At 61.9% G+C, this 23,595-nt stretch carries 23 protein-coding genes and 1 tRNA gene; 10 read left to right on the forward strand and 14 right to left on the reverse strand.

Annotated elements, in window-relative coordinates:
* The first annotated feature begins 25 nt into the window (after positions 1-25).
* Positions 26-904, forward strand: a complete 879-nt coding sequence (locus tag OPC11_RS14600; protein WP_026177809.1) for a transcription initiation factor IIB family protein — start codon at positions 26-28, stop codon at positions 902-904.
* On the opposite strand, the gene OPC11_RS14605 is transcribed toward OPC11_RS14600, so the two are convergent.
* The 7 genes from OPC11_RS14605 to OPC11_RS14635 form a co-directional block, all read right to left on the reverse strand.
* Positions 886-1,548, reverse strand: coding sequence for a P-loop NTPase (locus OPC11_RS14605; protein WP_264782381.1), 663 nt, complete (start codon positions 1,546-1,548; stop codon positions 886-888). The genes OPC11_RS14600 and OPC11_RS14605 overlap by 19 nt on opposite strands.
* Positions 1,545-2,291 (reverse strand): hypothetical protein, encoded by a 747-nt coding sequence (locus OPC11_RS14610; protein ID WP_264782382.1) that lies wholly within the window; start codon positions 2,289-2,291, stop codon positions 1,545-1,547. The genes OPC11_RS14605 and OPC11_RS14610 overlap by 4 nt, the downstream gene beginning before the upstream one ends.
* Positions 2,292-2,317: 26 nt before the next feature.
* Positions 2,318-3,148 (reverse strand): hypothetical protein, encoded by an 831-nt coding sequence (locus tag OPC11_RS14615; RefSeq protein WP_264782383.1) that lies wholly within the window; start codon positions 3,146-3,148, stop codon positions 2,318-2,320.
* Positions 3,145-3,483: a hypothetical protein gene (locus OPC11_RS14620; protein ID WP_007976025.1), complete on the reverse strand. Its 339-nt coding sequence runs from the start codon at positions 3,481-3,483 to the stop codon at positions 3,145-3,147. Before OPC11_RS14620 ends, OPC11_RS14615 begins: the two co-directional genes overlap by 4 nt.
* A 35-nt stretch (positions 3,484-3,518) precedes the next feature.
* Positions 3,519-4,124: a hypothetical protein gene (locus OPC11_RS14625; RefSeq protein WP_264782384.1), complete on the reverse strand. Its 606-nt coding sequence runs from the start codon at positions 4,122-4,124 to the stop codon at positions 3,519-3,521.
* Positions 4,125-4,337: 213 nt separating this feature from the next.
* Positions 4,338-4,622, reverse strand: a complete 285-nt coding sequence (locus tag OPC11_RS14630; RefSeq protein ID WP_264782385.1) for a hypothetical protein — start codon at positions 4,620-4,622, stop codon at positions 4,338-4,340.
* Between the two features lies 1 nt (position 4,623).
* Positions 4,624-6,720, reverse strand: a complete 2,097-nt coding sequence (locus OPC11_RS14635; RefSeq protein ID WP_007976031.1) for a minichromosome maintenance protein MCM — start codon at positions 6,718-6,720, stop codon at positions 4,624-4,626.
* Between the two features lie 169 nt (positions 6,721-6,889).
* Between OPC11_RS14635 and OPC11_RS14640 the strand changes: the two genes are divergently transcribed.
* Positions 6,890-7,099, forward strand: coding sequence for a hypothetical protein (locus tag OPC11_RS14640; protein WP_007976033.1), 210 nt, complete (start codon positions 6,890-6,892; stop codon positions 7,097-7,099).
* Between the two features lie 225 nt (positions 7,100-7,324).
* Here OPC11_RS14640 and OPC11_RS14645 read toward each other — a convergent pair.
* Both OPC11_RS14645 and OPC11_RS14650 read right to left on the reverse strand, forming a co-directional pair.
* Positions 7,325-7,397, reverse strand: a tRNA-Pro gene (locus OPC11_RS14645).
* A 56-nt stretch (positions 7,398-7,453) separates the two neighbouring features.
* Complete coding sequence (locus tag OPC11_RS14650; RefSeq protein WP_007976035.1) at positions 7,454-9,508, reverse strand: DEAD/DEAH box helicase; 2,055 nt, start codon at positions 9,506-9,508, stop codon at positions 7,454-7,456.
* A gap of 241 nt (positions 9,509-9,749) precedes the next feature.
* Here OPC11_RS14650 and OPC11_RS14655 point away from each other — a divergent pair, with 241 nt between their 5' ends.
* On the forward strand, positions 9,750-9,926 hold the full coding sequence (locus tag OPC11_RS14655; RefSeq protein ID WP_007976037.1) for a hypothetical protein: 177 nt from the start codon (positions 9,750-9,752) through the stop codon (positions 9,924-9,926).
* Here OPC11_RS14655 and OPC11_RS14660 read toward each other — a convergent pair.
* Positions 9,923-10,285 (reverse strand): cupin domain-containing protein, encoded by a 363-nt coding sequence (locus OPC11_RS14660; RefSeq protein ID WP_264782386.1) that lies wholly within the window; start codon positions 10,283-10,285, stop codon positions 9,923-9,925. The two genes, OPC11_RS14655 and OPC11_RS14660, sit on opposite strands and share 4 nt — an antisense overlap.
* A gap of 24 nt (positions 10,286-10,309) precedes the next feature.
* A complete protein-coding gene (locus OPC11_RS14665) occupies positions 10,310-11,521 on the reverse strand; it encodes a transposase (protein ID WP_264782387.1) in 1,212 nt (403 codons plus the stop codon).
* Positions 11,522-11,611: 90 nt separating this feature from the next.
* Between OPC11_RS14665 and OPC11_RS14670 the strand changes: the two genes are divergently transcribed.
* The 3 genes from OPC11_RS14670 to OPC11_RS14680 all read left to right on the forward strand — a co-directional run bounded on the left by OPC11_RS14670 (position 11,612) and on the right by OPC11_RS14680 (position 14,435).
* The gene (locus OPC11_RS14670; RefSeq protein WP_264782388.1) at positions 11,612-12,778 is read left to right on the forward strand and encodes a CBS domain-containing protein; all 1,167 of its coding nucleotides are present in this window, start codon (positions 11,612-11,614) and stop codon (positions 12,776-12,778) included.
* A gap of 132 nt (positions 12,779-12,910) precedes the next feature.
* Complete coding sequence (locus OPC11_RS14675; RefSeq protein WP_264782389.1) at positions 12,911-13,591, forward strand: SOS response-associated peptidase; 681 nt, start codon at positions 12,911-12,913, stop codon at positions 13,589-13,591.
* 76 nt (positions 13,592-13,667) lie between these two features.
* Complete coding sequence (locus OPC11_RS14680) at positions 13,668-14,435, forward strand: hypothetical protein (protein ID WP_264782390.1); 768 nt, start codon at positions 13,668-13,670, stop codon at positions 14,433-14,435.
* Here the strand turns inward: OPC11_RS14680 and OPC11_RS14685 are convergent.
* Positions 14,432-14,917: a hypothetical protein gene (locus OPC11_RS14685; protein WP_264782391.1), complete on the reverse strand. Its 486-nt coding sequence runs from the start codon at positions 14,915-14,917 to the stop codon at positions 14,432-14,434. The two genes, OPC11_RS14680 and OPC11_RS14685, sit on opposite strands and share 4 nt — an antisense overlap.
* 252 nt (positions 14,918-15,169) lie before the next feature.
* Here OPC11_RS14685 and OPC11_RS14690 point away from each other — a divergent pair, with 252 nt between their 5' ends.
* A complete protein-coding gene (locus OPC11_RS14690; protein ID WP_007976051.1) occupies positions 15,170-16,018 on the forward strand; it encodes a ribose-phosphate diphosphokinase in 849 nt (282 codons plus the stop codon).
* 83 nt (positions 16,019-16,101) lie between these two features.
* Positions 16,102-16,872: an aldolase/citrate lyase family protein gene (locus OPC11_RS14695; protein WP_264782392.1), complete on the forward strand. Its 771-nt coding sequence runs from the start codon at positions 16,102-16,104 to the stop codon at positions 16,870-16,872.
* A gap of 135 nt (positions 16,873-17,007) precedes the next feature.
* On the opposite strand, the gene OPC11_RS14700 is transcribed toward OPC11_RS14695, so the two are convergent.
* Both OPC11_RS14700 and ileS read right to left on the reverse strand, forming a co-directional pair.
* Entirely contained in the window at positions 17,008-19,107 is a 2,100-nt protein-coding gene (locus OPC11_RS14700) for a hypothetical protein (protein ID WP_264782393.1), read from the reverse strand.
* A gap of 214 nt (positions 19,108-19,321) precedes the next feature.
* Positions 19,322-22,519, reverse strand: coding sequence for an isoleucine--tRNA ligase (gene ileS, locus OPC11_RS14705; protein ID WP_264782394.1), 3,198 nt, complete (start codon positions 22,517-22,519; stop codon positions 19,322-19,324).
* Positions 22,520-22,678: 159 nt separating this feature from the next.
* Between ileS and OPC11_RS14710 the strand changes: the two genes are divergently transcribed.
* Both OPC11_RS14710 and OPC11_RS14715 read left to right on the forward strand, forming a co-directional pair.
* Positions 22,679-23,086, forward strand: a complete 408-nt coding sequence (locus OPC11_RS14710; RefSeq protein ID WP_264782395.1) for a hypothetical protein — start codon at positions 22,679-22,681, stop codon at positions 23,084-23,086.
* The gene (locus tag OPC11_RS14715; RefSeq protein ID WP_264782396.1) at positions 23,083-23,472 is read left to right on the forward strand and encodes a hypothetical protein; all 390 of its coding nucleotides are present in this window, start codon (positions 23,083-23,085) and stop codon (positions 23,470-23,472) included. The genes OPC11_RS14710 and OPC11_RS14715 overlap by 4 nt, the downstream gene beginning before the upstream one ends.
* The last annotated feature ends 123 nt before the right edge of the window (positions 23,473-23,595 follow it).

Here is a 23,595-nt window from a genome sequence, read left to right on the forward strand (position 1 = left end):
CATCTCGGACGAAGTTTCAATTGTAATGAGTGCGATACAAAACTCAACCGAAACGTGTCCCGAATGCCGCGGTCGTGTCCGCACACGCGGCACCGAAGCAGTCTGTACCGAGTGCGGGTTGGTCGTCGCGGAAGACGGCTTGGACCGCGGCCCGGAGTGGCGGTCGTTCAGCGACGACGACACCGACCGTAAGCGAACTGGTGCACCACTGACGCGTTCGCGCCACGACCGCGGGTTGACGACCGAAATCGGCTACAAGAACAGCACCGTTCGACTCACGGGCCGGAAACGACGCCGCGTGATGCGGATGCGCCGCCAACACAACCGCGCTAGACTCTCGTCCAAGGCGGAACGAAATCGCGTGTACGGCTTCACCGAGATTCGCCGTCTCGTCGGCGCGCTTCAACTGCCCGAAAACGTCCGCGACCGGGCGTGCGTGCTGTTCGAATCCGCACAGTCGGAGGACCTCCTTCGCGGACGGTCGATAGAAGGATTCGCCGCGGCGGCGGTGTACGCCACTTGCCGGGCGTCGGCCGTCTCCCGAACGCTCGACGAAATCGTCGAACGCGCTCGCGCCGAGCGCGCCGAACTGACGGCCGCCTACGACGCAGTGAACCGCGAACTCGGCCTTCCCATCGGTCCCATCGACCCGCGGGAGTACCTTCCTCGGTTCGCCAGCCGACTCGACCTCTCGATGGCGACCGAACGACGTGCCAAACGGTTCGTCGAACGGGCGGAGGAGAAAAACCTCGTCAGCGGCCGAAACCCCAGCGGCGTCGCCGCCGCGTGTCTCTACGCGGCGGCCCGCGACTGCGACGAACGCGTCACCCAACGCGCCGCCGCCGAAGTCGCTGACGTCACCCCCGTGACGCTCCGCTCGACGTATCACGACCTGCAGGAGTAAACCGCCCGCCCGAGTTCCGAAAACTGTTCTCTCGCCTCGCTCTCCGGTGCCAGCGTCGCGACTGGACACCCGTTCCGCTGTGCGTCGGCAATCGTCGTCGATTCCGGTAGCGTCGTCACCGGTGCCCCGAGCGTCCGCTCCACGGTTTCGACCGGCGGGTCCTCGCGGACCCGGTTCAGTACCACTCGACACAATCCCGCATCGAGTCGCCGTGCGAGCGCCTTCGTCCGCACCGCGTCCGCAAGCGCGAACGGCCGCGGAATCGTCACGAGGACGTAGCTGTCTGCCGCAACCAGCGGGAGTCCCGCATCGGCCGCCATCCCCGCCGGGCAGTCGATGACCACGTGGTCGTACTCCGACGCAACCCGCGCTATCGCATCGGCGAACTCGGTCACGTCACACGCCCGCGCACCGGCTAACGTGCGGCCGCACGGCAGCATCAGCACGTCTCCGACGCTCGAAACGGCTTCGAGCGCATCCGCTCGTCCGGCGAGTACGTCGTGTAAATCGGGTCCGTGCGACCTCGGCAGGTCCGCCATTGCGAGGTCCGCATCCACGACGACGCCGCCGAGTTCCGCCCCGAGATTGAGCGCAACGGTCGATTTTCCGACGCCACCTTTCCCACCCGTAACGGCCACGATCATTTCGTTCTCCCGACCGCGTTCGATTTCTCCGTCGATTCGACCCGCTCTCGTACTCGTTGCACCCGGTTTGCAACCGCTTCGAGCGTCCGTTCGTCCGCCGCGATTCTCCGTCGCAACTCCTGTTCTTCCGCTTGCTCGGCGACCGTCCGTTTTTCCGGCCTACCGCTTCCCATCTCTTCGCACTTCCTTTCTCCCATCTTTTCTCCTCCCATCTCTCCCCCTCTCGTCTCTTTGTCCCCCGTCTCGTACCGCTCGATTCGCGTCTCGACGGCCGATAGCCACGACTTTACCGCATCGGGTATCTCCACCCGGTCGGGTGTCGGAACCGCGTCCACCGGTGGCCGGGCGTCTCCCAACGCTCGAACGACACCCGCGGTCGTCGGTTCGATGTCGAGTCCGGCGGGAGAATCGTGCCGAGTCGCACCGCCGACCGACGATTCTTCCGTCTCCGGTGCTCGTTCGGTCCAGACGATTTCGGCGGGCGGCGATTCGGTCTCGTCGGCCGCAACCGCATAGCCGAGCGAGCGTCGTTCACCCGCGCCGACGACGCCCTCGAATCCCCCTTCGTCCCATCCCGCTTCCGTGAGTCCGTGCCGCCGCGGTACCCGGAGTTCGCCGTCGAGTCGGTTTCCGACCCGAATCCTGACGGGCATCGCCGCAGAATTTTCGACCACCAGCGCGACCAACGTGACGGTCTCGACCGCCCCCGTCCGTTCGTCCGTCGTCCAGTGCAGTGTCACCATGCCCCGGGTTGGGCTCGTCTTCCGTCTTAAACCTGTAGCACGGGTGCGTTCAAGCAATCGACGGCGGCACCCGGCGTCTCGAATCGCTCACACGCCAGCACGACCGGCGCTCGAACCCGCGCCAAACGAGTGATTGCGAGCGCCGCGCTCGTCGAATCGCCTTCGAACGTCCCCGGTTCCGGGACTCGTCCGCGACCCGGCACCGCCTCGACCGCCGCGACGAACCTCGCGTGCACCTGTCGAGCTAAATAGTCGCGCGCGGTTCGTTCGAGGTTCTCCTTCCGGTCACGCAGTCGTAACCGTCGCTCTCGGTCATTCCTCGCCGACCGTTGGCGTTTTCGCGCCGCTTCCAACGCTTGCTCCGCGGCGATTCGTTCCGTCTCCCTCTCGGCCAACTCCCGCGTTGCGCTCCGTAGTTTCGACTCGGCATCTTCTACGTACCCTCCCGAGTCCCGGATTGCCTGTACCCTGCCACGTAGTGCCGCGACTTCCTCCCGAAGTTCCGTTTCCGACCCGCTCACCTCGGCCACGCGCCGCCGCTCCGAACGAATCGAAACCGCTTCCACGTCGAGCGACCGCAACGATACCTCTAGGTTCGCTATTTCCTCGTCCTGCGGTGCGTCCATCCCGAGCGACCGCGCGGCGGCGGCCACTGCCGCGCGGACACGAACGGACGTCCCCGACTCGATGTATCCCACGTAGTCGTGAACCGGGTGCGGGTCGGCACACTCGATATCGAGCGCGCTCGATTCGGCGTCCGACCGAATCGCTGCGACAACATCTGCCGCCGCAACTGACTCCTCACGCAGGTCGATTGCGCGCCCCCGGAACGTCTTTTCTCGCGTTTTTACCTTCATAAATCCGCGTTTCGCATCGAATCCGGTGCCGGGTGGTTCGTCCCCACGGCGAACTTGTCGTAGGGCGTGCTCGGCCGTTCACGGTTCTCGTACGCTTTTGCGGCCTCCCGAACCGCATCCGGTACGTCACGGAACTCGTTCAGCGGTTCGGTGCGTTCGAGTTGCACGTCTGCTCCGTGTTTCTCGTAGAGACGAAGCGCGAGAAACGCACCCAGTTCCGTCTGCTGCAGCAAGGCGGCCCGTCCGAACCGTCGAACGACACACTCCTCGTGTGTCGTGCAGATGTTCCGAAGCGTCTGTCGGGCACCGCTGGAGTAGGTGATTATCAACAGCACAGACGTTCGTTTGAAACGATGTATTTTAAAATTAATTACCGCGTTTTCACGTTCCACTCGTTCCCGTCGAACTCGGCAACAGCGTCGAACAGCGTTTTGAGGGTGTTGATAGTTTGTGAGTCGTGTGCTTCGGGGTCGAGATGGAAGTGTGCGGTCACGTCGGCGGTAGTAAAGCGTCCGGTGAGGACGTGCAGGAACTTATAGACGGTCTGGACGTCCGAGTATTGGAGTAGCGCGGTCAACGAGTGGAAACACGCGACGGTTCGGTTGCCGTTTCCGTGCCACTTTTGTAACACTTCGCTGATTTTGATTCCGAGCCCCGTCAAATCGCCGGGATTCGAGAGCGTATCGACGACGGCATCCGTCGATGTCTCCTGCATCGGTGCCGATGTCGCCACCGACCGAACCGTCTCACCGACACTGATGAATCGCAAGTTCGCTGGCCGACCGTTCGCATGCGCGAGCCAATCTTGAATACACGCGTCCGGCGACCGCGTAAACGTCACCCATAGTACGTTTTCCTCCGCTGGTGGTGAATCCGTCAACATACCGACGCACGCCTCGTCGGTTTCCGAACTCATAGAAGGCGAGAGAACGAGAACGCTAGATTCGCCGTCGAGAGCCGCCGAAAGACCGCTCATCTCGGTCGTCCCTCGGCGACGTCGCACGTGCTCGCTGTGTCGTCCATCCCGTACCATCCCTCGTGTATCATTTAGCCACCTGCATTATTATGGGCCTGATAAGTCCCGGAGGTTTTGTCGGCTTTGTCGCATTTGATACACCTACGCACGCTGTCGTTATACTTCTACTCTATTCCGGGCATGTTTATCTAGTTTTCCATCTCCAGAATGCTGTCATTTACTGATGTTCTCGACGTGAAATTCTACCGCTTCATCGCCGAGCAATTCGATGACCCGTCCACGCGCGTCCTCCGCCGACTCCGCGACGACGACGATACCTTCCGCCCGCTCATCTCCATATGATCGGTAGGCGAACAAGTCACGCTCGGTTTCGAACTCGGTGGCGTACGTCTGTAGCACCGTCAACACTCGACGTTGTGTCTCTCGTAGCTCGTCCGCTCCCGACTCGAAGTCCGAGAGGGCGTCCTCGATGTTTCTGAGTGCGGAAATTCGGTCCATCTCAGGTGGTTCGAAGATGGTTTGTCGACGGCTCGTACACCTCGCCTTTCTGTTTCAGCTTGTCGATTTCGTGTTCGGCTTTCGAGGGGTCCGTGCCGATCTCGTCCGCTCGGTCGAGGACGACTTCCACGGGCGCACCGTCGTCGTACTCCTCCTCGATGTCCGCGATGAGTTGTTTGATGTTCTTGATGCGGTCTCGTTGGGACTTCGAGGTCCCCGTTTCCACCACGTCGGCGTCGAACTGTCCGGTCTCCGGGTCCACGCCGATGTCCTGTAGACACGACCGAACGATTTCGATAACGCGGTCCGCATCCTTCCGTTCGACCGTATCCGACAGTCGAACGCGAGCGCTCGCTTCGGCGAGACGAACGAGCGCCTCCAGCTTCCGGGCCGTGACCGGAATCGGGGCGTCCTCGTCCGTCCCCTTCGAGCGCAAATCGACGTAGAAATCACGAATCGCCTCGCGGGCTTCCTCGGTCATCGTCGGATAGACGTTCGATTTCGCGTAGGCGATGTACTTCCGGAGGAGTTCGGCGTCTATCGCCGGTGCCACCTCCTCCGTCTGGCTGTTGACCTGTTCTTCCGTGATGTTCGGCGCGTTGATTTCCGTCCGCTGCGTGTTCAACTCGCCCGCGAAGTTGGTCTGGAGGATGTGTTCTGCCAGTTGCGAGTCGTGATCCGGGTCCGGTTTGTCCGTCACGGTGAAAATGAGGTCGAATCGGGAGATCAGCGCGGGTTCGAGGTTGATCTGCTCGCCGATGGACTCGTACTGGTCGAATCGCCCGTACTTCGGGTTCGCCGCGCCGAGGAGCGAACAGCGGGACTTTAGCGTCGCGTTGATTCCCGCTTTGCTCACGCTGATCTTCTGCTGTTCCAGCCCCTCGTGCATGGCGGACCGGTCCTCCGGACTCATCTTGTCCAGTTCGTCCACCGCCGCGATACCCTTGTCCGCGAGCACCAACGCACCCGCTTCGAGCGTCCACTGCTGCCCGTCGCCGAAGTCGTCGCGTACCGCCGCAGCCGTCAGCCCTGCGGAGGAGGACCCTTTCCCGGAGGTGTAGACGGACCGCGGCGCAATATGTTGTATATATGATAGCATCTGGGACTTACCCGTACCCGGATCCCCGATCAGGAGCATGTGCAGGTCGCCGCGAATCCGCGACCCGTCCGGGAGATGTTTCGTCACGCCGGAGAACAACTGCAGAATCATCGCCAGTTTCTCCTGGTCGTAGCCGTAGATGGCCGGGGCGATGGAATCGACCATCTGTTCGTAGATGTTCCCCTCGTTCGAGAGTTCGATAATTTGCTCTTTGTCCTCGTCCGTGATGTCCATGTCCTCGAACTCCTCGTCTTCGATTTCCACGGACACGCCCTCCATGTACACGTCGAAGACGGCGGATTTCTCCTGGCCGCTCCCTTGCTGTTCGAGGTGGAGGACGCCCGTCACGGTCACGTGGTCGCCGGGCGAGACGTGGCCGGTGATGTCGTCCTCGATGTGCACGTCGATACTCTGTGGCGTCTCGCCGCCGCGGAGTCCCTCGGGACTCTCCTGGACGCGGAGCTTCTGTGAGTCGATGAACTCCGACTGGTCGAAGTTGATGCGGAACGGTCCCTGTCGCTCACAGCCCTGACACTCGTGGGGTTCCTGAAAATCCCCGCCCGACTGCGGAATGTAAGTCAAGGTTCCACAGCGCTGGCATTCGAACGCCGCCTCCTGAATCTTCGGTCGCACGCCGGTCGCCTTGCGGATGATCCCCTGCACGCTCACCATCGTGTTGACGTGCCGGGCACGGATCGCGCGGATATCCGTGTGCTCCGGCAGGTTCTGTAGACGGACGTGAGCCTGCCCAAGGCTCACGTCCACGGGGAGGTCGTACAGGCGGAGCGCCTCCTCGGCGTACTCCTGTAACTGCTGTGGTTGCGCGAGATAATCGTCCGCGATGTCCGCGTCGTACTGATACAGGTCGTTCCAGTTGATGTACAGCGACCGCTTTTCGTTCGGGTAGCTTTGGGCGAGCTCCCCGATTTCGTTTCGGTAATAGTTCCGATAGAACTGCTCGAACCTGTCTATCAGTTCCGTGTTTTCCGCGCGAGCCATTCATGGGTCATTGGTTCCCGATCAGGTAAGAACTTTCGCAAAGCGTCCAGACCCTCGCGCCACCGAACGCGATTCCCCGCTGCTTTCGATTTCCACCCACACGGTAGAATAAACGACTTGCACCTGCAACCACATCCCGGACATCCCCGTGAACGCAATACCCACAGGCATGTTCGGACCACTCGGACCACTCACGGTCGGCAAAAAGGCCGCGAAGGTCGGCTACCGGCGCTTCGGCAAAGCCGGGGCCGTCGCGTTCGGCATCGGTGCCGTCGGCGGCTACGTCGTGCTGAGAAAGAAAGTGAAGTCGATGATGGCGGGCGATACCGACGACAGTTCGTCGGATGACGGGACCGCGGAAGGCGACGAAGCGGCGTAAGTCCTCTCCTTCGATTTTTGTTTGCACGCGCTGTGTGCCGCTGACGCGTCGCTCGCGGTGTAGTCGTCCAAGAATGAAATCGCCCGGATTGTGAACCCCGCCGAGACGGTCGCCTCGCGGTTCTCACGGCTTCGCCGTTCGCATCGAGGCGCTTACGTCTCGTCTGATTCAAATTCGAGCTCAGAATAGATTTGCGACTCACGAGGATGTTCGTCGCAAAATCTATGGGATCGCTCGGATTTGAACCGAGGTTATCGGCACCCAAGGCCGAAAGGATACCAAGCTACCCCACGATCCCGTACACTTCAGTAGCGCACTCCCCGTGTAAAACGTTTCGTTTGCTCGGTACCCGTGTCACTCGTCCTCGCCGAACAGTTCGAGGTCCGCGACGATTTCGAACGGGTCCTTGTCCTTCCGGATGCCGTCCAAAATCCGGAACGCCTCGTCCGGCGCGAGGAAGTGACTCGTGACGACGCGCCCGAGGTGCGTCGGCGAGAAGCCGTGGATGAACTCGTATTCGAGCAGTTTGCCGAGCGCGTGTTTCGTCGGCACGTCGCCTATCATCCGGTCGTTCAGGCGCTTCGCGGCTTTCCCACCGACGGTGATGTTCGCCAGCGTCTCCTCGATGGCGGCGCTCTCGTCGTAGAGGGTTCGAACGTCCTCCATCTCGCCTTTGAGGAGTTTGAACGCCACCTCGTCCTCCGACATCTCCATGCTGTTGTGATAGCTGCCGTCGGGTTCGACGAGGACGTACACCTTCCCGCGGTCGTGGTAGTCGGGCCGACCCGCGCGGCCGAGCATCTGGTGGAACTCCTGTACGGTCAGCCACTCGATGCCCATCGCCAGCGAGTCGAAGATGACCTGCGAGGCCGGGAAGTCAACCCCGGCGGCGAGTGCGGCGGTCGTGACGACCGCCGCGAGGTCCTGCTCGGCGAACATGCGTTCGACCTTCTTTCGCCGTCCGTAGTCCAACCCGGCGTGGTACGGCGCGGAGTTGTACTCCAGTTTTCTGGAAATCTCGTGACAGCGCCGCCGCGAGTTGGTGAAGATGATGGTCTGGCCGCGATACCCCTTCGAGGATTCGCGGTCGAACTCGCGTTTGACGAGTTTGTTCTCCGTCACGGGCTTTTCGTGCCCCTCGGCGAAGGTGACGTGGCGCTCCAGTGCGACGGGTCGCTCCTCGAACTCCACGAGATTCGCCTCCAGCGACTGCGCCAAATCCTTCGGATTCCCGACGGTCGCGGAGAGGTACACCCACTGTGCGCCGCCGTACTCGTTCCGCTCTTTGGCGCGCTCCTCGCAGTAGTATTTTAGCCGCGAGATGAGGCCGTCGAGGCGGTGGCCACGCTCCTGTTCTTGCAGGGTGTGAACCTCGTCGATGACGACCGTTCCGATATCGCCCAAATCGCGCCCCGTCCTGAGCGCGTGGTCGATACCCTCGTAGGTCCCGACGATGATGTCCGCGTTCGGGTCGAAGTGATTGCCGTCGTCGCGGACCCGACTCGCACCGACGCGAATGGTGACGTTTGCGAGGTCACCGTACTCTTCCTCGAAGTCCTCGTGTTTCTGGTTCGCCAGCGCCACGAGGGGGACGAGAAAGAGCATCTTCCCCTTCCCGTTCAGCATTCGGTCCAGCCCCGTCATCTCGCCGACGAGCGTCTTCCCGGTCGCCGTCGCGCTGACGACGAGTTGGTCGTCGCCGTCGAGGAGACCGTTTTGTACCGCGAGGCTCTGTACGGGGAGCAGGGTATCGAACCGCGATTCCAGCAGGTTCTGGATTCCGGGGTGGAGGTTCAGCGAATCCACCCGCTCCATCTCGATGTCCTCGACGTTCGCGCTGATTTCGTCGAACTTCGTCAGGTCGGGGTCGAGTCGCCCCTTGAGCAGGTTCGTGATTCGCTTCAAATCCTGTACTTCCAGCAGGAGGTCTTCGAGTCGGTCCTGGGCGGCGCTCGTCAGGTTACCCCTGAACGAGAGTTCCCGCTCCAGTTCCCGCGTCGCACAGTCGGGACAGATGTACTCGTCGCCCGTATCGATGGCCGTGTCGCCGTTGATGGGCGAATACCGTCCCTTGTTAGCGCACAACCGACACGTCCGAACCGTTTTCGCGTCGAGTTGGTAGCCGTCGAGCATCTCCTTCAGCTCTTCGCGCGCCTCGGGCGAGGTCTGCTGCGAGATTCGAATCCGCTTCGCGTTCCGTGCGAGTTCGACGAACTCGTCGGGACTGCGCGGTTTCTCGCTCGACCCGTCCTTCAACAGAAACCGTCCCGGTCGCGGTCCGGCGTCCGTCTCCTTTAATTCGAGGATGGCACGGAACTGCCGCTCACCGCCCCGCTGGGCGGCGACCTGATAGCCCCTGTCCGTTTCGTGGCAGAAGAGCGTCTCCACCTGCTGGGCCTGCTTCGACACGAGACGTGCTACACACCGGAGCTATTTCAGCGATTCGAACGAGACGGTGGTGAATCGCCACTTTTCGACCGTGGTAGGTGATGTCACCGTTCGTGGAAAGCCGACGTTGAAAAACGGAAATCTCGGCCTAACACCTTCGAGCGGTCGTTATTCCGCCACTACCGCTCCGCAACCGGCACATAACAAAGCCGGTTCGACCGCTAGCGGTGGACAGCGCACGGTAGCGCTGCATGGTGGCATAATGAAAGGCACGCAAGAAGAAGACCTTCCACGGCGCTTCGACGACAACGTTATCCTCGAAATCGAGGACGGGTCCGACCGAGACCGACCGCTCGTTCGAATCACCGATACCCGCGAAGACGCGGCGTGGGTTTCCTCGTCCATCGACTCCGTTGTCTCGCTCTCCGAGTGTCGTTAGACGAGCTGAATCTCGTCGTCCCCGTTCGGCACCGCACAGATGAACGCTCCCGGTTCGTCGCTCTCGTTTCGATACCAGTGAACCGTTCCCGCCGGAATCAACAGTGAATCGCCAGCGCTGACTTCGTACTCCTCGTCGCCGATGCCGACGACGTACTCGCCTTCGAGCACGAACTGCTCGTGTTCGACTTCGTTCGTGTGTTCGGGCACCGTCGCGCCGGGGTCGAGCGTGAATCGACGGATGGCGAAGTTCGGCGCGTCCTGTTCGTCGCCGATGAGAACCCCTTTCGCCATGCCGTCAGCCGCTCCGACGGCCTCGTATTCGATGTCGTCCGCGTTTCGTACGATTGGTTCGGACATACGTTTCCATTCGAAGCCGACGTGCTAAGGTTTTCCCACCGCTTCGAGTTCTTCGTTCGGGACGAACTCCCCGTCCGGCGTCACCCGCCCGGAACCGAGCGCGCAGTATTTCGCACCGACGCCCCGCGACGACAGCGGCCCGCGCCGGATACAGCGGAACCCGACGTTCTTCGCCGCGTTGTAATCGTCGTTGGCCTCGCTGCCGCATTTCAGACATTCGAACCGGTTGTTCTCCACGTCCCGATTCTGCGGATGCGTGAACCCACACGACGTACAGCGCTGGCTCGTGTACTCTGGGTTCACCTGTACCACCGTGATATCCCGCTCGGCCGCCCGATACGCGACGAACTCGAACAATCGCTTGAACGCTTGCCCGTGGAACGGGATCGCTTCCGTGAGCATCTCCTGTACGCCTTCGAGTTCGCCGAACGCGATGACGGAACAGCCGTGTCGCTCCGCTTCCGAGACGATTCCACCGGCAACTTCGTGGAGGGTATTGCGGGTGAAATTCTCGATTCGTTCTCCGGCTTGCCGCAGCGTTCGTCGTGCGCTCCGGGTGTTCGTCTCGCGGAGGTCCTCGCGGAGGTCGGCGAACTCGGCGTGTCGGTGGGTGAGCTCCGCGCCGGAGAAAAAGCGGGCCGTGCTCGTCACGGCGAGGTTTTCGACGCCGAGTGAGACGCCGAGGACGGTGGCGTCTTCGGTCGGAAGGTCCACGTCCGGGCGGGGGCGTCGGAATCCGAGATGGAAGTGAAACTCGCCGTCACGGTAGTGCAGCGTGCTCTTCGCTGGCTCCCAGCGGTCGTCGTCCAGATACCGCGATTGGTAGCCGTGGTCGGGAAACACGAGACGACAGCGAACCCGGTCGCCGGTCGTCGTCAGGCTGATGTTCCGATGGTCAAACATCGTTAGCGTGCGACTGTCGTAGACCACGGTCGGACTGGTGAACTCTGGTTTTGCCGCATCGTCGTCCCGTTCCAGGGCACGTTTTATCGCTTCGGCGGCGCGGTGCGTGGCGAGAACGGCGTGCTGGCTTCCGAGGCTGGTACGCTCGCGCAACTTCTCGTACGCCAGTTTTTGCACCTCGTTTCGGGTGTGACAGACACCCCACGCGGCGTTGACCGCGATTTGGCACCCGCGTTTCCACTCGCGTACCATGGACAGCAGCCGCTCGTGGTCCTCGGCCTCCACCGCCAGGCGCGTCACCGCCGTCCGTCTGAAATATTCGGGACCGCTCACGCTATTTTCTCCCCAGAGCGCCCCCTTGAATACTTCGGGACGCCGCTCACCGCGACGGGGTTTAAGGCGGCTCCGATGCTACAGATAACCATGCGAAGCTTCAAAATCGGGAGCGTGCTTGGCATCCCGATAAAACTCGACCTCACTTTCCTGTTCATTCTGCCCGTGTTTGCGTGGCTCATCGGAACGCAGGTCGAACAATGGGTCCAGATAATGAACGATCTCTGGGGTCTCGGGTTAGATGCCGGTCCCCTCTCGTCGGGGATGATGCCGCTCTATCTCGGTGCCGCCGCTGCCATCGGATTGTTCGTCGGTGTCGTCCTCCACGAACTCGGCCACTCCGTCGTTTCGATGCACTTCGGCTTCCCCATCGACTCCATCACGCTGTGGATATTCGGCGGCATCGCTCGCCTCACCGACCAGCCGGAGGAGTGGTCCGAGGAACTCCTCATCGCCGTCGCGGGTCCCGTCGTCAGTATCGTCCTCGGCGTTCTCTCGTTCGCCGTGCTCTTCGTCGTCCCGACGAACCTGCAGGCCGTTCGGTTCGTCTTCGGCTACCTCGCCCTGATGAACCTCGTCCTCGCCGCGTTCAACCTCCTCCCCGGCTTCCCGATGGACGGGGGGCGCGTCCTCCGCGCGCTCCTCGCCCGGACGCGCCCGTTCGCGCAAGCCACCCAGACCGCCGCCGAGGTGGGTAAAGTGTTCGCCATCCTCCTGGGGCTGTTCGGCCTCCTCGGCGGCAACTTGTTGCTCATCGGTATCGCCTTCTTCATCTACATCGGCGCGACCAGCGAGGCCCAACAGTCGGTCCTCTCGGCGACCTTCCGAAACGTCCGCGTCCGGGACGTGATGACCGGTGCCGAGGACTTACACACCGTCTCGTCGGACACGTCCATCGCCGACCTCCTCGAAACCATGTTCCGACAGCGCCACACCGGCTATCCCGTGATCGACGACGGCGAACTCGTCGGCATGATAACGCTGGACGACGCTCGGAGCGTCAGGCAGGTCGAACGCGACGCCTACACCGTCCGGGAAGTGATGTCCACCGACGTCAAGACGATTCCCGCCGACGGCGACGCGATGGACGCGCTCGAAACGATTCAACAACACAACATCGGCCGTCTCCCGGTCATCGATGCCGACGGGAACGTCACGGGCATCATCTCCCGCACCGACCTGATGACGGCGTTCAACATCATCAACAGCAGCGGGCGCACGGAAGACGAACTCGCCCCGCACGAACAGCCGTCGTAAACAGGTCGCAATCCGAAGGTACCTCCGATTTGCTCTGTCGGTACCACCGACTTCCCGGTCGAGACCTCCGATTCCGACCCGTCGAACCCGTTTGCCCTCGCGTTTATTTCTCTTCGTCGCGGAGTATCGAGTATGTGTGGCCGCCTTTCGCTCTTCGCACCGCAGGACGAACTCACCGACCGGTTCGACGCCGAACCGGTCCGTCCGCTTCGTCCGCGGTACAACGTCGCGCCCGGTCAGGAACACCCGGTCGTTCGCAACGACGCGCCCGAGGAGATTCGCTTCCCGACGTGGGGACTCGTCCCCCACTGGGCCGACGAGTTCGGCGGCGGGCACATCAACGCCCGCGCTGAGACGCTGGCCGACAAGCCGAGCTTTCGGGACGCCTACCGCGACCGCCGGTGTCTCGTCCTCGCGGACGGCTTTTACGACTGGAAGAAGACCCCGACGGGCAAACAGCCCTACCGGATGACCAGAACGGACGGCGAGCCGTTCGCCATGGCTGGCCTGTGGGAACCGTGGCAAAACGGGGAGCGGAAAACCTCGTTCACCGTGGTCACCACCGAACCCAACGACGTCGTCGGCGAGATTCACCACCGGATGCCCGTCATCCTCGACCCCGACGAGGAGACGACGTGGCTCACGGGCGACGCGGACGAACGACGGGCCGTGCTCGACCCGTTCCCCGCGAGCGAAATGCGAGCCTATCCGGTTTCGACGAAAGTGAACAGCCCGGACAACGATTCCCCCGAAATCGTCGCGGAAGTCGCCGCCGAAGAGGATACACAAACGGGACTCGGCGACTTCTCGTGAACGACGGCGGTTTTCGACCGGACTTCGGTAGGCGGGAATCCGAACGTTTTCCCCGAGTTGCGTCCTTCACTCGTGTATGACCACCATCGACGAGAAGCGAGTCTACAGCGACCGGGAGGGAACGACGACGGTCTTCGTCGCCACCGAACTGGGCGTCGCTCGCGTCGAAGTCTCCGGTGACATCATCGGCGAGTTCTCGCTGGCCCACCGCTGTGCCGCCCGCGACATCGCCGCGATCGACGGAACCCTCGCCGTTGCGACCGACGAGGACGTGCTCGACGCGGCGTTTTCGCCGCTCGAATTCGGCCCCGCCGTCGCCGTCGGATTCGACGGCGACGACCTCCTCGCGGCGGGGGAGGACGGCCGACTCGCGCGTTACGACGGTGAGTGGCACGAATTGGCGACGCTCGACGCCGTGCGAGCCATCGACGGCAATCTGGTCGCCACCGCCGAGGGCGTCTACCGCGTTTCGTCTGAAGGTGTGCAACACGCCGGGTTGACGGACGTTCGGGACGTCTCCGCATCGGGTGTTCCGCTCGCCGCGACCGCCGACGGTCTCTATCGACTCGGCAACGGCTGGATGGACGTTTTGGCGGGCGATTTCCGCGTCGTGAGCGCGACGGACGGGGATGCGTACGCCGCAACCGCCGACCAAGTGGTTTCCCGAGCGGGCGACGAGTGGACGGACGTTTCGCTTCCGGTCGATGACTCTATCGCGGACATCGCGTTCGGCGACGGCGTGTACGCCGCGACCGAATCCGGGACCGTTCTGGCGACCGTCGGAGACGGCTGGCGGAGTCGCCATCTCGGGTTGACGGGCGTGACGGGGCTTTCCGTCCGCTAGTCCACGTCGAGTTCGTACAGCCCCCGATACCGCCGTCGAACGAGGCCGAGACGGGTGAGTTCGTGGAGCCGATTTTTCACCCATTCTTGCGTCACGTCGAGTTCTTGCGCGAGGTATGCGGGTATCGCTCTGCCTTCGGCGAGCAGATTCAAAATACCCCGCTCGGTCGGCCTGAACTGGTCGTCGTCGAACGGGACGTCGAAGAGAACCACCTCCGTATTTCGATACTTTTCGTGGTCCGTTTCTTCCCCGACCTGTAACTCGTAGAGACCACGGTACGGTTTCCCGACGATATCGACATCGCGGAACCCGTCGAGAACCGACCGCGCCGTGTCCGCTCCGATAGCCAGTTCGCTACCGACGTACGCTGGCGTGCACCGACCTTCCGCGAGGAGATTCAGGACCCCCTTTTCCGCGGGGGTCAACTCGTTTTCGTCTACCGGAAGCGATGTCTCGATGCTCAACCGGGTTACCGAAACCATTGTGTGACACTACCATTTCCTTGTATAAATAAAATAGTATATTGGAATATGGTGAATTCATACGTATATTTAGAATCGTGAACCGTTCTCGACGACTCCCGACCGATGCTTCCGTTTCCTTCCCGCCGCGCCCCAATCATCGGCGAGCGACGTTCGAAATCGGCGTGGTTGACGGGTGACTGTGAGGGCTTGACTGGGCACACGTGCCGACGAGTGAAAACCGGTTTAACCCGGCATATCCAGTGTCCGCGTATGATACTCAGTGGGTCCGCCTCGCAATCTCTGGCGGCCACTCTCGCCGACGAATCGAACGAACCTCTCGGGTTCGTGGAGTACGAATCGTTCCCGGACGGCGAACTGCTCGCAACCGCTCCCGAATTCGAGGGTGGTCGTGCCGTCGTCGTCGCCTCGACCGTCTCCAGCGACGCCCACCTCGAACTGCTCCAACTGCAGGACGCCGCCCGCGAGTGGGGTGCCGAGGAGGTCGTCACCGTCCTCCCCTACATGGGCTACGCACGGCAGGACAGGGCGTTCGACCGCGGCCACCCCATCTCCGCCCGAGCGGTCGCTCGCGCCATCAGCACCGGAACCGACCGCGTGCTCACGGTCAACCCGCACGAGGAGGCCATCTGTGACTTCTTCGACGTTCCCGCCGAATCTATCGACGCCGCGGGTCGTCTCGCGGAACCTCTCCCGGACGACTTGACCGACCCCGTTTTCCTCTCCCCGGACGACGGCGCGCTCGACATCGCCGAAACGGTTCGTGACACGTACGGCGACGGCGTTATCGACTACTTCGAGAAGAAACGCATCTCCGGCTCCGAGGTCGAAATCACGCCCAGCGATACCGACGTCACCGGCCGCGACGTGGTCGTCACAGACGACATCATCGCCACCGGTTCGACCATGAGCGAGGCCGTTTCCCTCCTCCAGGAGCGCGACGTGGGCCGCGTCTTCGTCACCTGTGTCCACCCGATGCTCGCGCGGAACGCACGAACGAAACTCGCACAGGCGGGCGTCGAAGCGGTGTTCGGCACCGACACCATCGAGCGGGCGGTCAGTCAGGTGTCCGTCGCGCCGACGATTGCCGACGCGCTGTAAATCCGCTCGCTCCGAACACACTCTCTAATTACGTCCTCCAATCACGTCCCCTCTTTTATTACGTGTCCGCCGAAGGGACGCGTATGTCAATCGTGAACCGTTCGATGCGAAAACTCGACTGCGGTGATGCGGTCGCCGGTGCGTGGCTTCTGTCGGGGAGCACGCGAGCGGCGGAGGTACTCTCCCGAACGTCGGTCGATTGGGTCGCTATCGACACCGAACACGCACCCCACTCGCCCGAACGCGTGGAAGCGCTCGTTCGAGCGGTCGAACCACACGCCACGCCGCTCGTTCGACTTCCGTCCGTCGAAACAGCCGTTTCGGGCGGCGCGAAACACGCCCTCGACTCCGGCGCGAAAGGCGTCATCGTCCCCGGCGTGGAGACGCCCGAAGACGCGGATTCCGTCGTCCGAGCGACCCACTTCCCACCGGTCGGGGATCGCGGCGTCGCTGGCACTACGCGGGCCAACACGTACGGCGAGGAGTTCGACGACTACGTGACCACGGCGAACGAGGAAACGCTCCTCACCGTCCAAATCGAATCGCCGTCGGCCGTCGAGCGAGTCGAGGAGATACTCGCAGTCGATGGCATCGACGTCGCGTTCATCGGCGAGAACGACTTGTCCGCGGCGTACGGCCATCCGGGCGAGAAGGACCATCCCGACGTGACGACGGCAGTCGAGCGAGTGTTCGAGGCGGCGAAAGCCAACGACGTGTATCCGGGAATTGCGGGACGGACATCGGAAATCAAATCCGAGCGAACCGAGCGCGGATTTCGGTTCTTCCTCCTCGGTGCCGATTTGAGTTTCATGCGCACCGGCGTCGAGGATTTCCTGAACGATTCGTCGGTGTAACTACGTTCGACCTTTTAGGGCACCTCTATCTTTCCGGTCACCTTCGACTTCCGCGGTCGGTTTCCTCTCTTTCGCCGCCGGTAATCGCAGTCCAGCTTTCGCCACCGACGGAGCCGACGTGCCGCGACGATGTGACTACAGTAACTCCGTAACTTCTTCCGCCGACAGTTCGTCGCTCCAGTACAGTTCGCCGTCGATTTCGACCGGTGATCGCTCCATTGCGAAATATTCTTCCAACCGGTCCGGAGTGAACTCGAATGTCCCCACTTTGCCGGCTAAAAGATGATACCGGGATGCATTTTCTGCCGCGGTCTCCAAAATCGCACCTCGATGGGTGTTCCTTGTCGGATGTATATCCACTTCAATTTTAAATATCCCCGAATCGATGTCTTTGACCCGGATAACGGGAGTTACAATACTCTCACTTTGACACAGCGTTTTACTGCTGTCCCCGAGAGCTATATATCTGTACCCTGTCAACTTCACCCGATTTAGCACCGTTAGCGCGGTCTGGAGCTGAAACCCGATGCTCAGCAACTGAACGAGTGACCGACCGATGTCCGTCGCGGTCGTGTTGCTGACCTTGGTGAGGGTGGCGATACCCGCCGTCGAGCCACGCTCGATGAGTGCAGTTCCCTGTCTGTAAGAATTGCACGCGTTGAGCAGAAACGTCGTCGCGTTTACCTCGGAGAGACCCCTTGCATCGAGATAGCCGTCCTCACACTGTATTCCGTCATCCGAAATATGGCCGATGTAGTGGAAAAAGTCGGATTGCTCGGTGAGGTGTTTTTCCAGCTCGGCTTTCGTCGTTCGGTGATGAACGGAGATGTCGAACCGTGGCAGTTCGCGGAGGTCGTAGTAGCGAACGACATCGCTTTCATCCTGCATCGCGGTGTCGTTGCAGACGATAGTGACATCGATAGTTGGGGTAGATGCGTTCTCAGTCGTCTTATTTCGGGTCGCTTCCGCGTGCAGCCCATCGTACGTCAACTTGCTCCACCGAAGCGGGTACCCCGGGCCGACCCATGCACGCTCTATCGTGTCCGGTTCGCCCTTCAACTCGAATATCTCCGGTCGCGTCTTCGATTCTATGTCCGCACTGATGGGTGAGTCCGTGACCCCGGCCCGATAAAATTCGTGCATTAGCTCCGGCGATTTCTCCGTCGCTTCGGATGGCAACCGTGCCGTCCGAACGAATGCGAGCTTGTTGGCCAGAAACGGGAGATACTCGACGTTGTGCTCGGACGGCACCATATCGACGGCGAGATGCCACGGCGAAATCGCGGGTTCGAGCGTCTCGAACGGCACACCGAGATACGCCGGGAGGCGCTCTGCCACCGGTGCGTCGAAGAGCGCATCCAAATCGATGTCGAGTCGCGGTTCGACCACCTCCCGCTCGTGGAGCTGAACCGAATAAAACCCGTTCGTCCGCGTGAGACAATCGAGAAAGAACACCTGCCGAAGGACGCGTTCGACCGTGGCCTCGTAGCCATCGTCACCGTCCAACTCGCACTCGAAGCCATCGGCAACGAGGCGCGGCTGTTTTCCGGGGACGACCGACGAATTGAGATAGTAGGCGAGCGAGGTCGCCGGATAGAGATACTCCCGCTCCGGCGGAAGCACGAGCGTCGTCTCCGTCGCCGATGACGGTATCGAGGACGACACGTGGAACTCCTCGCCGCGTTCGATGAGCGGCGGATGTCCGCGGAGCGTCGGATACGACCGTTCCGGACTCGTGGTTTTCAACGCCGACCCGAACACCGACATCGCTCGCATGATGTCGTCGGCATCGTCGGTCACCGTGATGGTTCCTGGCGGCTTCTGAAACTGTGAGCGAGCGCCGATAACGATACGACGCTCACGCTCGAACGAGAACGTCGACTCCGAATGGTTTCGCTCGAACGATACCGACCCGGAAACTGAAAAGTACACTTTCATCGGCGCGTTGCTGATCTCGACTACGTAGTCGTCGCTCGGCAACTTTGCTCCATCGCTATTTTCGCCGCTCTCGAAACGAAGCCGTCCGTCGAAATCCCGAACGAAGATTCCGCGACTCAACGGTATTTCGATGGCCGATGTCCGAATTTCGACCGCCGTTTCGACGGGGAAGTCGAGGTCGTCGACCGCCACGTCCGCAGGTGACACCCGCGTCGGCGTACGGATCGGGAATCGTGTCTTTTCGACCGGATCCGTGATTTCGATTCCCTTCGAATCCGAAAACGCTTCCAGTATCATGATTGTGAGAACTGTGTTCCGTTCTATAGCTCCGTCTGACGAACGTTGCTACTCACTTCTCGGTAATAGCTTTGGTCACTTCTCACCGTGAAATATCTCGAACGAGAGGTGCATCGAACCGGGGGGCCGTCTGTGCGAATCCCACCGTTCCGCTCCCTCGCCCCGCTCACTCACCGAGGCGGTTCGCGCCTCGCACCGTTCGCGGTTCGGTGTTCTACGCTTCCGCTTCCGCCAACGGAGAGATGGCGATTTCCATCTCCACGCCTTCCACGTCCCACGTCTTGCGGTAGCCGTCCTCGACCTCGCCGACGCTCTCCGCGCGGACCTCCTCTTTCACGAGGTCCATGTGGCGCTCGACCAACTCGGCGACGCGTTCGTCACGCACGTCGAGTTCGAGGTCGATGGTCTCCTCGATGTCGAGGTCCTCTTCCTTTCGCATCTCCTGTACGCGGCGGATGACTTCGCGGGCGTAGCCCTCGCTCTCGATGTCCTCGGTGAGGGCGGTATCGACGTAGACGACGCCGAGGTCCGTCCCTTCGACGTCGAACGTCGCGCCGGACACGTCGTCGGGCGTCTTCGTGACGAACTCGACCATCTCGTCGTCGAGTTCCACGTCCTCGCCGAGCGCATCCGAAACCGCGTCTTCGAGCGCGGACAGGTTCTGTTCCGTGACGCGCGCCTCGTTGAGCGCGTTCATGACCCGCCCCGCGTCGCCGCCGAATGCGGGTCCGAGGACGCTCATGTCCGCCTCGGCGCTGTAGGCGAGTTCGCCCCATCCCTCGTCGGGCGAGACCAACTCGACCTCCCGGGCGTTCAGGCGGTCGGCCAGCAGGTCGCCGTGGTTCTCGACGGCGTGGACGACCGAATCGTCGCGCGCGTCCACGACGATTCGTGAGACGGGCCAGCGGAGCTTTCGCTCGGCCTGCTGGCGGGCGTTCGCACCCGCTTCCTCGACGGCGCGGAGAACGGCAACGTCTTCTTCCAACTGCTCGTCCTGCCAGAACTCGTCGGCTTCGGGCCAGTCGAGCATGTGGACACTCTCCTCGCCCTCGTCGCCCGTGAGGTTCTGGTAGATATCCTCGCTCACGAACGGCGCAAACGGCGCGAGCAGGGCGACCAGTTCCTTCAGGACGTGGTAAAACGTCGCGTAGGCGGCCTGTTTGCTCGCGCTGTCGGCCTCGTCCCACATGCGCTCGCGGACGACCTGGATGTAGAACCGGGAGACGTCCTCGACCACGAAGTCGAGCAGCGTGCGGAGCGCCTTGTCCTGCCGGAAGTCGTCCCAGTCCTCGGTCATCTCGGTCGTCACGGTCTGCAACCGCGACAGCAACCACTCGTCCACGAGTTCTGTCTCGGCATCCTGCACGTCCACCTCATCCGGGTCGAATCCATCGAGGCGCATGTACGGCAGCGGGAACCGGAACACGTTCCAGAGGATGTTCAGGCTCCGTTGCATGTTCTGCATCTCGTCCCACGAGAAGCGCATGTCTTCGCCCTGCGGGTTTTGCGAGAGCAGGAACAGGCGCATCGGGTCCGCGCCGTGGCGCTCGATGGCCTCTTCGGGCGAGACGATGTTCCCGATGGATTTCGACATCTTGCGGCCGTCCTCGGCGAGCGCCCACCCGTGCATCAGCACCTCGTCGTACGGCACTTCGTCCAGTGCGGCGGTTCCCATGCCGAGTTGCGACCAGAACCACCCGCGCGTCTGGTCGTGGGCCTCCATGATGAGGTCGGCGGGCCACAGTTCCTCGAAGTCGTCCGGGTTGCTCGGGTAGTCGAGCGTGCCCCACGACGCCACGGAGGAGTCGAGCCACACGTCGAACACGTCCGGAACGCGGGTGTACGTCGTCCCGTCCTTCGTGATGGTCAGGTCGTCCACCGTCGGACGGTGCAGGTCCACGTCTTCGGGGTCAACGTCCTGATCGACCGCCTCGGCGAGTTCCTCGCGCGTGCCGACGACGACCACGTCGTCCATGCTCCCATCCCAATTTTCGGGTGTCCAGATGGGTATCGGAACTCCCCAGTAGCGCTGACGCGAGACGTTCCAGTCCGGCGAGTTCTCCACGAAGTTGCGGAAGCGCTCGTCGCGGGCCTCCTGCGGATGCCACTCGCTGTCGTCGATGTTGTCGAGCAGTTCCTCCTTGATGTCCGTGACCGTGATGAACCACTGGTCGGTGACGATTTGCAGGATGCCGGTGTCACACCGCCAACAGTGGCCGTAGCTGTGGTGGACGGTGCCGGACGCGAGCAGGTGGCCGCTCGCTTCGAGGTCGGCCATGATATCATCGTCCGCGTCCTTGACGAACTGCCCCTCGTATTTGCCCGCTTCCGGGCCGTACGTGCCGTCGCCGCCGACGGGGCAGAAGATGTCGAGACCGAGTTCTCGACCCCGGTTGAAGTCCTCCTCACCGTGTCCGGGCGCGGAGTGGACGAGTCCGGTACCGTCTCCCTCGACGTCCACGTAATCGGCCTCGTAGACCTGCAGCGTCCCGTCGCCGCTCGGATGGTTCGGCACCTCGTCGTCGAGCGGGTGGTCGTACTCCCACCCGAGCATCTCCTCGCCGGTCAGTCCCGCGACGACCTCGTAGTCGTCGTAGCGACCTTCCTTCAGGACTTCCTCGACTTTCGGCGCGCCGACGTAGAGCGTCTCGGTCTCGCCGTCTTTGGTCGCTCGAACTTCGGCGTACTCCCCGTCGGCATCGACGGCGACGAACGTGTTCGCCGGGACGGTCCACGGCGTCGTCGTCCATGCAACTAAGCTTCCCTCTCGGTCGCGCAAGGGGAATTTCACGTAGATGGACGGGTCGTCCACGTCCTCGTACTCGACTTCGTTGTTGGCGATGGCCGTCTCACAGCGTGGACACTGGCTGATGGAGCGCATGCCCTGTTCCACGAGTCCGCGTTCGTGAGCGCGCTGGAAGCCCCACCACGCCGCCTCCATGTACTCGGGGCTGAGCGTCTTGTACGGGTTGTCCCAGTTCATCCAGACGCCGAAGGACTTGAAGTCCTCGTCCATCGCATCGAGTTGGTCGTTGGCGAACTCCTTGCACTCCTCGATGAAGTTCTCCATTCCGAACTCCTCGATGTCCTTCTTGTTCTCGAAGCCCAGTCGCTCCTCGACCTTGGTCTCGATGGGCAGGCCGTGCATGTCGTATCCCGGTCGGTCGGTCACGTCGTAGCCCCGCATCCGTTTGTAGCGGATGTAGGTGTCCTTCAGCGACTTGTTCCACGTCGTGCCCATGTGCGCCGCCCCGGAGGTGTACGGCGGCCCGTCCACGAAGAAGAACCGCTCTGCGCCCTCTCGCGCCTGCTTCGTCTTCTCGTAGGCGTTCACGTCGTCCCAGTACTCGAACACCCGGTCTTCCACCGAGTGCGGTTCGTACTGGTCGTCTACTTCGGCGAACCTGCTCATGTGCGATGTGAGTCCTTCCGGCAATAAAGTGGGTTCGGTTGTGCAGTCCGACCTGTACGTCCCGTCCGGCGGGGATTGCTCCACGAGCGTCGTCCTTGACTTGCTAGTCATCGTGAACAACGGCAGAAAATATTTGTATTTCAATGTGAATCCATAGTTATGTCTCTTCCCATTGTTACCTATCTCACCTCCATCCCCATTCTGCTGGTAATCCTCTTCGGAATCGTGTCGTTTTCGTACTGGATGCGAAGTGATGCGACCGCCCGCGGCAGTTCGTCTCCTCTCTACTGGGCGATTCTTGGACCGTTATTCTGGCCTGCCGCCCTCTACTACCTCCTCGTCGTTCGACGGGCGAACAAGCGACGATATCCGCCGACGCGGTGGCAGGGTCTCGCCGGAATTGTCACCATTAGCTATGTCGGCGCGATGGTTCTCGGGTTTGTACTCGGCCCGCCCGACGTGTTCACACAAATCCTCTACACACCCGTCTACTTCGTGATTCTACTTTTCATCACGTATCTCCTCGTTTACCGACGCCGATACGGACGACTTCCGGAGATTGCATGAAGCGACAACCGCACTGGTTGGTTTCGACCTTCCTGCTCTCCATCGCGTTCTGTGTCGCGTTCTACGGAATCGCTCTTCCACCCGTCACGAAAAACGGCGTTCTCGCACTGTGTGTCCTCGCCGCCGGAACCGCCGCGTACTTCGTCACGTTCCGCTGGCGTCTCTCCCTCCGTCGCGTTGCCACGTTCGTCGTGATGGTGGTACTCCTCCCGCTTCCGGTGAAGTTGCTCGTGATAGCAATCGGTGTCCAGTCCGCGGTCGGTCTACTGTCCAGCGGTGCCGTTTTTCACGCCGTTACCGGCGTTCTCGTCCTCACTATCGCGTCAACCGTCTCGTATCTCGAACTTCGGGCACGGAAGCGGGAACGCCGCACGACCGTCGGTTAATCCGTTTTCGGAAAATTCCGTACCGATGTCGGACGACACACCGGATATCGACGACAGACCCGATACCGCCGCCACGTCCCACTACGTGACGATGCCGAAACGGCATGAAGAGTAGCGAAGAGT

It is taken from the genome of Haladaptatus sp. T7, assembly GCF_026008575.1.
GTDB lineage: Archaea > Halobacteriota > Halobacteria > Halobacteriales > Haladaptataceae > Haladaptatus > Haladaptatus paucihalophilus.